Source organism: Bradyrhizobium sp., assembly GCF_035652035.1.
GTDB lineage: Bacteria > Pseudomonadota > Alphaproteobacteria > Rhizobiales > Xanthobacteraceae > Bradyrhizobium.
In genome coordinates this window covers 16,840-27,858 of record NZ_DASREO010000106.1, presented here as the reverse complement: position 1 = coordinate 27,858, position 11,019 = coordinate 16,840, and the positions used below count along the sequence as shown (strand labels likewise).

Sequence of the window (11,019 nt, the reverse complement as noted above, 5' to 3'; positions counted from 1 at the left end):
TATCCGAACGTGCATTTCGAGCACGCCACCGGATTCAAGCACGACAAGAACATGGGCATCTATAACGGCCGCTTCTACGAGGGCCGCTACATCCAGGGCGTGATCGCGGGCAAGATGTCGAAGGCCGGCGTGCTCGGCTATATCGGCTCGTTCCCGATTCCCGAAGTCATCATGGGCTTCAACGCCACCATGCTCGGTGCCCAGAGCGTCAATCCCAACATCAAGGTCAAGATCATCTGGGCCAACACCTGGTTCGATCCGGGCAAGGAAGCCGATGCTGCCAAGGCGCTGCTCGATCAGGGCGCCGACGTGATCATGCAGCACACGGACTCGCCGGCCGCGATGCAGATCGCATCCGAGCGCGGCAAGCTGGCGTTCGGCCAGGACTCCGAAATGATCAAATTCGGGCCGAAGACCCAACTCACCTCGATCATCGACAACTGGGCGCCCTATTACATCCGCCGCGTCCAGGCCGAGCTCGACGGCAAGTGGGCAACCGACAACGTCTGGGACGGCCTGAAGGCCAAGATGGTCGTGATGGCGCCCTACACCAACATGCCCGACGACGTGAAGAAAATGGCTGAGGATACCGAAGCCGCCATCATCGCCGGCAAGCTCTATCCGTTCAAATGCCCGATCGTCGATCAGGACGGCAAGACGGTCGAGTGCAAGGGCGGCGACCATCTCGACGACGGTCAGGTGCTCGGCATGAACTTCTACGTCAAGGGTATCGACGACAAGATCCCGGGCAAGTAAGCCCGAGAAACGCATCGCGGCGGCGGCAGAAGGTCGGGCGGAAACGCCCGGCCTTTTTTGTTTTCCCAGTTGCTTCTGGTTGCTATATCGACCGCAGCGGCGGTGCGTTCCCTCTCCCCTTGCGAGAGAGGGTGGCGAAAATAAGCGATAGCGAAATTCGAGCCGGGTGAGGGGTCAGTATCAGCATGACGAAAACCCCTCACCCGGTTTCTCGCTTACGCTCGAAACCACCCTCTCCCGCAAGGGGAGAGGGTAAACCAAGTTTGCGGCCCGAACTCTAACTATCCCGCCTGAAGCTTGCGCGCCGCCGCGCTGTGGCGGCGGATCAGCTCAGCGACATCCAGCCTTGGAATCGCGCCGTCGATGACGGTCCACTTTCCGGCAACCATCACCCGGTCGGCGCGATGCGCGCCGCACAGCACCAGCGCCGCAAGCGGATCGCCGTGACCGGAGAAACGCAGCTCGTCGAGCCTGAACAGCGCCAGGTCAGCGGCCTTGCCGGTCGCGATTTCGCCGAGTTCAGGACGGCCGACGCAGGCCGCCGAGCCTTTTGTGGCCCAGCGCAGCGCGTCCTTGTGGCTCACTTTGCCAACGCCATAGCGCGCGCGTTGCAGCAGAAACGCCGCGCGGACTTCCTGCATCAGGTTGGATTCGTCGTTCGACGCCGAGCCGTCGACGCCAAGCCCGATGCCGACGCCGGCCTCCTCCATCTCGCAAACCGGACAGCCGCCGGAGGCCAGGATCTGGTTGCTGCACGCGCAATGGCTGATGGTGGTCTTGGCCTTTCCCAGCCGCTTCATCTCGGAGGCATTGAAGTGAATGCCGTGCGCCAGCCAGGTCCGCGCATTGAGCCAGCCGCAATTTTCCAGATAATCGAGCGGCCGGCATTTATAGAGCTGTTCACAGAACTTGTTCTCGTCCTCGGTCTCGGCAAGATGGGTGTGCAGGCGAACGTCTAGCTTTCCGGCGAGTTCAGCGGTCTTTGTCATCAGCGAGGTCGTCACCGAAAACGGCGAACAAGGCGCCAGCGCAATCTGCACCATCGCGTCTTCGCCGCGCTCGTGATACTTGGCGACGACACGTTCGCTGTCGGCGAGAATCGTGTCTTCATCCTGCACCACGCTGTCCGGCGGCAGGCCGCCGTCGCGTTGCGACAGGTTCATCGACCCACGCGTGAGCAGCACGCGCAGGCCCAGACGCTGCGCGACCGCCACTTCAATGTCGACGGACTCTTCCAGCCCGGCCGGAAAGACATAGTGGTGATCGGTCGTGGTGGTGCAGCCGGATAACATGAGCTCAGACGTCGCCACGGTGACGCCGAGCTCGAGCGCCTCGGGCGTCAGTCGTGCCCAGACCGGATAAAGCGCCTGCAACCAGGGAAACAGTTCGCGGTCCATCGCCGCCGGTACGGCTCTTGTCAGTGTCTGGTAAAAATGATGATGGGTGTTGATCAGGCCGGGCAGCACCACATGGTCAGAGGCGTCGAACACCGCTGCTTCCGTCGACGGTGTCGCGCCGGCGGCGACCTTCTCGACGATCCGCCCATCACGCACGACAATACCGCGGTCGGCACCTTCGGCCAGAATCCCCAGGGGGTCCTTGATCCAGATCGCCTGTGTTGAGCCCATAGCGCAGTGTCCCAGTTTGATTGACCGTCATTCCGGGGCGATGCGATAGCATCGAACCCGGAATCTCGAGATTCCGGGTTCGCCTCTACGAGGCGCCCCGGAATGACAGTGTTTTGCAATTCAAGGATCAGGCCGAATTGGCACCAGTCCTGCAAGACTGTTACAGAAATGGTGTTGGCGTTAAAAGCGTTCATGGACCTGAACACGATCACGGCGGTAGCCCGCCCGAAAGCGCGCTCCGAACTGCCCGTTTGGACGGCAGGCGATGCCTGGCTCGCGGGCGGCACGTGGCTATTTTCGGAACCTCAAGCACACCTGAATCGCTTGATCGATCTCGCCACGCTGGGATGGCCCGCGCTGACGTCAGATGCGAATGGACTGTCGATCGCGGCGACCTGCACCGTCGCCGAACTCGATGCGCTCACCTGCCCGCCGGACTGGCTCGCAGCACCCTTGATCAACCAATGCTGCCGCGCCTTTCTCGCCTCCTTCAAGATCTGGAAGACGGCAACTGTCGGCGGCAATATCTGCATGTCGCTGCCGGCGGGGCCGATGATCTCGCTGACAGCGGCGCTCGAGGGCGTCTGCACCATCTGGCAGGCCGGCGGTGGCGAACGCAAAATCGCGGTGGCCGATTTTGTCACCGGCGATCAAACCAACGTGCTGAAGCCCGGCGACCTTTTGCGGCAAATCGATATTCCGCTTGCCGCGCTGAAGCGCCGCTCGGCGTTTCGCCAGATCTCGCTGACGCCGGTCGGGCGCTCGGCGGCGCTCTTGATCGGCAGCATCGCGCATGACGGCGCGTTCGCGTTGACAGTAACGGCCTCGACCAAGCGGCCGGTCAAGCTCGCCTTCACGAAAATTCCTGACGCTGACGAACTGCGCGAGGCGATCCTGCAAACCATTCCCGACGCTCTCTATCACGATGACGTTCACGGCAAGCCGTTCTGGCGCAAGCACATGACGCTGCGGCTGGCGTCCGAAATTCGCGACGAACTCGCATGAGCTTTTCGATCAATGGAAAGGAATTTCCGCAATCGCCTCGCGCCGGGCAATGCCTGCGCACGTTCCTGCGCGAGCTCGGCCATTTCGGCGTCAAGAAGGGCTGCGACGCCGGCGATTGCGGCGCCTGCACGGTGCTGCTCGACAACGAGCCGGTGCATAGCTGCCTGATACCGGCGTTTCGCGCCGAAGGCCACACGATCACCACCATCGAAGGTCTTGCGGGGAACGCCGCCATTCACCCGATGCAGCAGGCGTTTCTGGATGCGCAGGGATTCCAATGCGGCTTCTGCACCGGCGGCATGATCCTGACTTGCGCGTCGCTGAACCAGGCGCAGCAGCGCGATCTCGGCGCGGCACTGAAGGGCAACATCTGCCGCTGCACCGGCTATCGCGCAATCGAGGATGCGCTCAACGGCAAGACCAACATCGAAGATGCTGCCGCCGGCGACGCGTTCGGCCGCAGCCTTGGCGCACCGGCAGGCCCGCAGGTGGTGCGTGGCGCGGCGCGCTACACCTTCGACACCGCGATCGAAGGACTGCTCCATATCAAGATGCTTCGCTCGCCGCATCCGCACGCCAGGATCATTTCGATCGACAAGAACGACGCGCTCGCGATGCCGGGCGTTCATGCCGTGCTGACGCATGAGGACGCACCGTCGAGGTTATTCTCGACCGCGCGGCACGAAAAGGACTGGATGGACCCCGACGACACGCGCGTGCTCGACGACGTCGTACGCTTCGTCGGGCAGAAGGTCGCCGCGGTCGTGGCCGAGAGCGAAGCCGCCGCCGAGGAAGCTTGCCGGCGCCTCAAGGTAACTTACGAAATCCTGCCGCACGTGGTCGACCCCGCCGCCGCGATCATTGAGGGCGCACCGGTGATTCATCCCGGCAAAACCAATCATCGCATTGCCGACGCCGCGCGCAACATCGCTGCGGAAACGCACGGCGAGTATGGCGACGTCGCAGCCGCGCTCGCTGCATCCGCCGTGACTTACGAAGGCACGTTCACGACGCAACGTGTGCAGCACGCGGCGCTGGAGACCCATGGCGGGCTCGCCTTTCTCGATGCCGACGGCGTCCTCACCGTCCGCTCGTCGACGCAGGTGCCGTTCCTGACGCGACGAACGCTGGCCGATCTCTTCAATCTTCCGCCAGAAAAAGTGCGCGTATACTGCGAGCGCGTCGGCGGCGGTTTTGGCGGCAAGCAGGAGATGTTCGTCGAGGACGTGCTGGCGCTCGCGGCGCTCAAGACCGGGCGCCCGGTCAAGCTCGAATTGACGCGCGAAGAGCAATTCGTCGCCACCTCGACCCGCCATCCGATGCGAGCGACGGTAAAGGCCGGCGCCGACAAGAACGGCAAGCTGACCGCCCTGCAAATCGACGTGCTCTCGAACACCGGCGCTTACGGCAACCATGCAGGTCCCGTGCTGTTCCACGCCGTCCAGGAGTGCATCAGCGTCTATGACTGCCCGAACAAGAAGGTCGATGCCATCGCCGCCTATACGAACACGGTGCCGGCTGGCGCCTTCCGTGGCTATGGCCTGCCGCAAACGCTGATCGCGATCGAAGCGGCGATCGATGAACTCGCAAGGCAACTCGGCATCAACCCGTTCGAGATGCGCCGCCGCAACGTCGTCAAACCGGGCGACCCCATGCTGACGCCGCCGGATAGCGAATATCACGATGTGATCTACGGTTCCTACGGGCTCGACCAGTGCCTTGACCTTGTCGAGCGCGCGATGAAGGCCGATGCAGCGAAGCCGCCATTGTCCGACGAATGGTTGATCGGCGATGGCATTGCACTGACCATGATCGACACCGTGCCGCCGGCTGGCCACATCGCCGATTGCTTTGTTTCCCTGCGCGATGACGGTGGCTTCGATCTCACCGTCGGCACCGCCGAATTCGGTAACGGCACGTCCACCGTGCATCGCCAGATCGCGGCGACGGCGCTTACGACATCAGTCGACCAGATCCGCCTCCAGCAATCCGACACCGCCCATGGCGGTCACGACACCGGCGCCTATGGCTCGGCCGGCACGTTCGTCGCGGGCCTTGCCACCAAAGTCGCCGCGGAAAATCTCGCCGCCGCCATCAAGGCCTTTGCCGCAACTGCGATGGGCACAGATGCCGCGACAACCGTGCTCGAAAAGGATCATCTCGTCTGCGGAGCTACGCGTCTGTCCTTTGCACAGATCGCGCACGCGGCCCGCGCGCAAGGCAAGACGCTTGACGGCCATGGCAGCTCCGGCGGCACGCCGCGTTCGGTCGCCTTCAATGTGCAGGGTTTTCGCGTCGCCGTGAACAAGGGCAGCGGCGAGGTGAAAATCCTCAAAAGCGTGCAGGCGGCCGATGCCGGCCGCGTCGCCAATCCGATGCAGTGCCGCGGCCAGGTCGAGGGCGGCGTCGCGCAGTCGCTGGGAGCTACGCTCTACGAAGAACTCGTGATCGACGAGGCGGGGCGCATGGTCAATCCTCGCTTCCGCGACTATCACCTGCCGTCCTTCGCCGACGTGCCGCGCACCGAGGTCTTCTTTGCCGACACCTACGACACGATCGGTCCAATGGGCGCGAAGTCGATGAGCGAAAGCCCCTACAATCCAGTCGCGGCTGCGATGGGCAATGCGATAGCGAGCGCCACCGGCATCCGCTTTACGTCAACCCCGTTCAAGCCCGACCGGTTGTTTCCCGCGCTGAAGGACAAGTTCGGCAGCTAGGCTGTGCGTCACGCGGGACCGGCTCTGGCACAGGGCTTGAATTGCTGCAAAGCTGTGACATCGGCCGGGACATACCTGGCCAAGCCGGGGGGCTAGCCATGAGTACCGAAATCCATCCCGTCGACGAAGTCTTGCCCGTTCCGCGCCTCCTGGCGCTGGGACTGCAGCATGTGCTGGTGATGTATACCGGCGCCGTCGCCGTTCCCCTGATCATCGGGCGGGCGTTGAAATTGCCGCCGGAAGACGTCGCCTATCTGATCAGCGCCGACCTGTTTGCCTGTGGTCTTGCAACACTGGTGCAGTGCATCGGATTTCCGTCAGTCGGAATTCGGTTGCCCGTGATGATGGGCGTGACCTTCGCCTCCGTCGGCCCGATGCTGTCGATGGCGGCCTCACCGGATATTGGGCTGCTCGGCATTTACGGATCGGTCATCGCTGCCGGAATCTTCGGCATCGTTGCCGCCCCTTTCATCAGTCGGCTGCTGCCGCTGTTTCCGCCTGTTGTCACCGGCACCATCATCATGATCATCGGCATTTCGCTGATGCGGGTCGGCATCAACTGGGCCGGCGGCGGCCTGCCGACCGTGCTCAGGGAGCTGGACGGCGTCAAGGGCGCCTTTCCCAATCCGGCTTACGGCCAGTTGCAGGGGCTCGGCATTGCCGGCTTCGTGCTGTTGATTGTCCTCGGACTGGTCAAATGGGGCTCGGGCTTTATCGCCAATGTCTCGGTGCTGCTCGGCATCATCGCCGGCGCCGTGCTCGCCAGCATTTTGGGCGTGATGCATTTCGAGAAAGTTGCTGCCGCGCCATGGGGCGACATCGTCATCCCCTTCCACTTCGGCCTGCCGCAATTTCATCTCGTCCCGATCATCACCATGTGCATCGTCATGATCGTGGTGATGATCGAATCGCTCGGCATGTTCCTCGCGCTTAGTGACATGACCGGCAAGACGATCGACCGCGAAGCATTGTCGCGCGGCCTGCGCGCCGACGGCGTTGGCACGCTGATCGGCGGCATCTTCAACACCTTCCCCTACACGTCGTTCTCACAGAACGTTGGCCTCGTCAGCGTCACCGGGGTTCGTTCGCGCTGGGTCACGATCACTGGCGGCATCATCATGCTGCTGCTCGGCCTTGTGCCAAAGCTGTCCGCGCTGGTCGAAGCGGTGCCGCAAGTGGTGCTCGGCGGCGCGGGGCTCGTGATGTTCGGCATGGTGGCGGCGACCGGCGCGCGAATTCTCACCGCGGTCGACTTCAGGACCAACCGCTTCAACCTGTTCGTGGTCGCGATTTCCGTCGGCTTCGGACTGATTCCGCTCGCCGCCCCCGGCTTCTTCCACAATCTTCCGAAGGACCTGCAGCCGCTGCTGGACTCCGGCATCCTGCTTTGCGCCGTGGTCGCAGTCGCCCTGAACGCGTTCTTCAACGGGATCGGCTCCGGCGCGAGCGCGAAGACCGACGCGGTGGCGGCGTCCTCAACCGCACAACATGTCTAGGTACTGACCTCATCCTGAGGAGCGGCGAAGGCCGCGTCTCGAAGGATGGCCTCATGGTTCACCCGGCGATGCATAGCATCGTCCGGCGAAGGCGCCGCCCGGGGCTCCTCACCATGAGGAACTCTAGCTGCCGCGATAGGTGGCGTAGCTCCAGGGCGTGACCAGGAGGGGCACATGCAGATGTCCCTCCGGATCGCTCACCGCAAAGCGCAAGGAAATATCGTCGAGGAACGGCGGATCGGAGAGCGGGACGTTGCGCGCGCGAAAATAGTCTCCGACGCGGAAGTTGAGCTCATAGCGGCCGATCGGTACCGGCCGTCCGCCGATCAACGGCTGGTCGGTGCGGCCATCCGAATTGGTCACCGCCGTCGTCACCACGCGGCTTGCACCAAGCAGCGACCGCTCGACCAGTTCGACCGCGATGCCCGCGGCGGGCTTGCCGCTATGCGTATCAAGCACATGGGTTGAAAGCCGCCCGTGAACCGGCAGCCGATCGCCCGCAACGATGAGCTGATCAAGCCGCAACGCCGCGATCCTGCAAATTTCCGCAATCGAGGTCTTTGTCTCGGTCGCCGCATCGTTCGGCAGCCGCCGCTCGAAATCCCTCAGGATCGAATCTTTGGTGTGGCGGCGCACGCAAACGATATAGGGAAAGCCGAATTTTGCGCGATAGGCGTTGTTGACGCGCTCGAACGCCTCGTATTCGGCGTCCGACAACCGGTCGAGGCCGGCGCTGGTCTGCTCCGCGGTGGATTCGACCGTGAGCCCGGCCGCGCGCTGCGTCTTGTCGCCGAGATCGGGATGCGACTTGATCAGCTTGAGACGCAAATCTTCTGGCGCACGCTCGACCGCCGACGTCATCGCCGCAAACAGCTCATTGACGCCTGCAAACGGCCGCGCGGCAAACGCCTGCTCGGCAACCCAGGGCGAATACTCAAAGATGTTGGCGAGCACGGCAACGAAATCGCTTTGCGTGCAAGCGTTCAGCTCCTCAAGCGGCTTCTGCGACTGGTGTCCCGGTTCTGACATTCGTATCCTTTCGCAGCGGCTACTTTTACGAATGTCAGAACCAAAGGGACACCAGTAAATATCTAGTTCTAGTGAAGCTTTGACTCTGACGTTCCTTTGAAGAGGCTGCTGCGAAACTGAAAGGAACGTCAGAGTCGCTTCACTAGCCTCGCCGACCCGATTTACGGGCTCCTGCCCTGTGCGGACTGCGAATTCCCGCTCCCGGCGTCGAAGGACAGGCCGAAGAGACCGCCGCGCCGCACCTCAGGCTCAGGGGCCGGCGCGGGCGCCTGCTGAACTTCGGCCTGCGGCGGCAGCGGAGGCGGCGCCGGCAGGTTGTTGCAGTTCATCGGATAGACCAGCTCGCGGTTGGCGGTCTGGCCGATCGGCGCGCAGGGGTCGGCGCGTCCCGCCTTGGGCTTGGTTTGCGACCAGGCCGGCGTCGCCGCCGCCACCAGCATCGCGCACAAAAGAACCCTCTTCATTTTTTAAACCTCAAAATCTGCCCCTAGTGGTCCGATTCTAACATTCGCTGCCCCTTCTCAGCTGGCACTTTGGCGAATGTTAGAATCAAAGGACCACTAGCAAACTTGGTTTGCTAGTGGAGTTTTGGATTTGACATTCGCAGTTCGAACTCGCGGCCGGGCGGGTAGCGAATGTCAAATCCACTCCACGAGGCCATTGAACCGGATTGGACGGGCGAAGTCCACATGCTGCAATTTTGGGCAAGTGACCCGAAGAAACTGCCAATCGGAAGCGCTGGCAAAGACTTGCGATCAATGCGACACAGGGTCGAGGCATCTGGCCAGGACTGACCGAGCAGGGCTGACCGGGAAGGCGCGCGGGGAGCCGGCGATGTGGGCATCGATACTGTCGGAATGGGCCAGTCTGATTTTCCGCTGGCTGCATGTGATCGCGGCCATCGGCTGGATCGGCAGTTCGTTCTATTTCATCCACCTCGATCTCGAGCTCAAGCCGCGCGAGGGCCTGCCCGAGGGCGCCCATGGCGATGCGTGGCAGGTGCACGGCGGCGGCTTCTATCACATGGTCAAGTTCCTGGTCGCCCCTAGCAAGATGCCGAGCGAGCTGACCTGGTTCAAATGGGAGGCCTACACGACCTGGCTCTCCGGCTTCGTCTTGATGGTCATCGTCTACTATCTCGATGCCGAATTGTTTCTGGTCGACAAGTCGGTGCTCGACCTGACGCCGACACAGGCGGCGCTGTTCTCTTTCTTCAGCCTTGCGCTCGCCTGGCTGCTCTATGAGGCGGCCTGCCGCAGCGGCCTTTCCGCTTACGAGCTGCCGTTTGCAATCGGCGGTTACATTTTTCTGGTCGCGCTGACCTACGCCTTCACCCATGTGCTGAGCGGACGCGGCGCCTTCAACCAGATCGGCGCGATCATCGGCACCATCATGGTCGCAAACGTCTTCACGCTGATCATCCCGAACCAGAAAAAGGTGATCGCAGCACTGCTCGCCGGGCAAAAGCCGGATCCGAAATACGGCAAGCAGGGCAAGGAGCGCTCGGTCCACAACAATTATCTGACGCTGCCGGTCGTCTTTCTCATGATCAGCAATCACTACCCGCTGATCTTCGGCACCCGCTTCAACTGGGTGATCGCGGCGATCGTGCTCGCGCTCGGCCCCGTGATCCGCCATTTCTTCAACGAACGGCATGCGGGCCGCAAATCGCCGTGGTGGGTCTGGGGGGTGGCTACGATCGGCATGATCGCGATCGCATTCCTCACGACCGCCGGGCCCCGCGATGCCAAGGCCAGCGCCGTGACATCAAGGCACGACTTCGCGGCCGTGCAGGACATTGTGCTGTCCCGTTGCAGCATGTGCCACGCCGCTGAACCCGTATTCGACGGAATCACCGCGGCGCCAAAGGGCGTGCGGCTGGACGATGCGGAAGCGATCAAGCGCAACAGCCGCCTGATCGGCCGCAATGCGGCCTGGTCGAGCGCCATGCCGCCCGGCAACATCACGGAAATCACATCTGACGAGCGCGCCGTGCTCGCCGCCTGGCTGGCCGATAGCTCGCGTTAGACCCTTGGCCTCGTCCGCGAGTTCAACCGCTCACCACGGCTAGCGCGGCAAGAGCGAGTAGGTGAGATGGCCGGTCCACCAGCCGTGCGCCGAGAGACGAAACGCGAACAGGCCGATACCCGCAAGCAGCGCAATCCAGAACAAAGGCGCCGGGAGCACGCGGCGGAAGCCGAACAGGCCGACGACCATCATGAAATCGAAAGTCATCGTCAGCACCTGCTCCGTGCGCATCGGGTACTCGTGCGCCGGGACCATAAGATTCCAGAAGAAGTGCGCGATCAGGAAGCAGGCGAGCAGAAAACCCGCGGTGGGCGAGCGGTTGACACCTTGCGCTGCAGATGGTGGAGGATTGGCCATGAC

At 62.7% G+C, this 11,019-nt stretch carries 9 protein-coding genes; 5 read left to right on the top strand and 4 right to left on the bottom strand.

Annotation, left to right across the window (positions count from 1 at the left end):
- Positions 1-756: BMP family ABC transporter substrate-binding protein (locus VFB05_RS30440; RefSeq protein ID WP_325019574.1), on the top strand; the 756-nt coding region annotated here is incomplete at its 5' end.
- 281 nt (positions 757-1,037) lie between these two features.
- Here the strand turns inward: VFB05_RS30440 and VFB05_RS30435 are convergent.
- Positions 1,038-2,384, bottom strand: a complete 1,347-nt coding sequence (locus VFB05_RS30435) for an 8-oxoguanine deaminase (RefSeq protein ID WP_325019572.1) — start codon at positions 2,382-2,384, stop codon at positions 1,038-1,040.
- A 192-nt stretch (positions 2,385-2,576) separates the two neighbouring features.
- On the opposite strand from VFB05_RS30435, the gene VFB05_RS30430 reads away from it, so the two are divergent.
- The 3 genes from VFB05_RS30430 to VFB05_RS30420 all read left to right on the top strand — a co-directional run bounded on the left by VFB05_RS30430 (position 2,577) and on the right by VFB05_RS30420 (position 7,602).
- The gene (locus VFB05_RS30430; RefSeq protein WP_325019570.1) at positions 2,577-3,389 is read left to right on the top strand and encodes an FAD binding domain-containing protein; all 813 of its coding nucleotides are present in this window, start codon (positions 2,577-2,579) and stop codon (positions 3,387-3,389) included.
- Entirely contained in the window at positions 3,386-6,106 is a 2,721-nt protein-coding gene (locus tag VFB05_RS30425) for a molybdopterin-dependent oxidoreductase (RefSeq protein WP_325019568.1), read from the top strand. Before VFB05_RS30430 ends, VFB05_RS30425 begins: the two co-directional genes overlap by 4 nt.
- Positions 6,107-6,204: 98 nt before the next feature.
- Positions 6,205-7,602, top strand: coding sequence for a nucleobase:cation symporter-2 family protein (locus tag VFB05_RS30420; protein WP_325019565.1), 1,398 nt, complete (start codon positions 6,205-6,207; stop codon positions 7,600-7,602).
- Between the two features lie 123 nt (positions 7,603-7,725).
- Here the strand turns inward: VFB05_RS30420 and uraD are convergent, their stop codons facing one another.
- Entirely contained in the window at positions 7,726-8,631 is a 906-nt protein-coding gene (gene uraD, locus VFB05_RS30415; RefSeq protein WP_325019562.1) for a 2-oxo-4-hydroxy-4-carboxy-5-ureidoimidazoline decarboxylase, read from the bottom strand.
- Positions 8,632-8,792: 161 nt separating this feature from the next.
- Entirely contained in the window at positions 8,793-9,095 is a 303-nt protein-coding gene (locus VFB05_RS30410; RefSeq protein ID WP_325019560.1) for a hypothetical protein, read from the bottom strand.
- Positions 9,096-9,465: 370 nt separating this feature from the next.
- On the opposite strand from VFB05_RS30410, the gene VFB05_RS30405 reads away from it, so the two are divergent.
- Positions 9,466-10,659: a urate hydroxylase PuuD gene (locus tag VFB05_RS30405; protein WP_325019558.1), complete on the top strand. Its 1,194-nt coding sequence runs from the start codon at positions 9,466-9,468 to the stop codon at positions 10,657-10,659.
- Positions 10,660-10,698: 39 nt separating this feature from the next.
- Here VFB05_RS30405 and VFB05_RS30400 read toward each other — a convergent pair whose 3' ends face one another.
- Positions 10,699-11,016 carry a hypothetical protein gene (locus tag VFB05_RS30400; RefSeq protein WP_325019556.1) on the bottom strand — a complete coding sequence of 106 codons (318 nt, stop codon included), beginning with the start codon at positions 11,014-11,016 and terminating at the stop codon, positions 10,699-10,701.
- Between the last annotated feature and the right edge of the window lie 3 nt (positions 11,017-11,019).

Bases quoted from the DNA above. Each gene is read 5' to 3' on its own strand.
- VFB05_RS30435 (WP_325019572.1), bottom strand. From the start codon at position 2,384: ATGGGCTCAACACAGGCGATCTGGATCAAGGACCCCCTGGGGATTCTG.
- VFB05_RS30430 (WP_325019570.1), top strand. From the start codon at position 2,577: ATGGACCTGAACACGATCACGGCGGTAGCCCGCCCGAAAGCGCGCTCC.
- VFB05_RS30425 (WP_325019568.1), top strand. From the start codon at position 3,386: ATGAGCTTTTCGATCAATGGAAAGGAATTTCCGCAATCGCCTCGCGCC.
- VFB05_RS30420 (WP_325019565.1), top strand. From the start codon at position 6,205: ATGAGTACCGAAATCCATCCCGTCGACGAAGTCTTGCCCGTTCCGCGC.
- uraD (WP_325019562.1), bottom strand. From the start codon at position 8,631: ATGTCAGAACCGGGACACCAGTCGCAGAAGCCGCTTGAGGAGCTGAAC.
- VFB05_RS30410 (WP_325019560.1), bottom strand. From the start codon at position 9,095: ATGAAGAGGGTTCTTTTGTGCGCGATGCTGGTGGCGGCGGCGACGCCG.
- VFB05_RS30405 (WP_325019558.1), top strand. From the start codon at position 9,466: ATGTGGGCATCGATACTGTCGGAATGGGCCAGTCTGATTTTCCGCTGG.
- VFB05_RS30400 (WP_325019556.1), bottom strand. From the start codon at position 11,016: ATGGCCAATCCTCCACCATCTGCAGCGCAAGGTGTCAACCGCTCGCCC.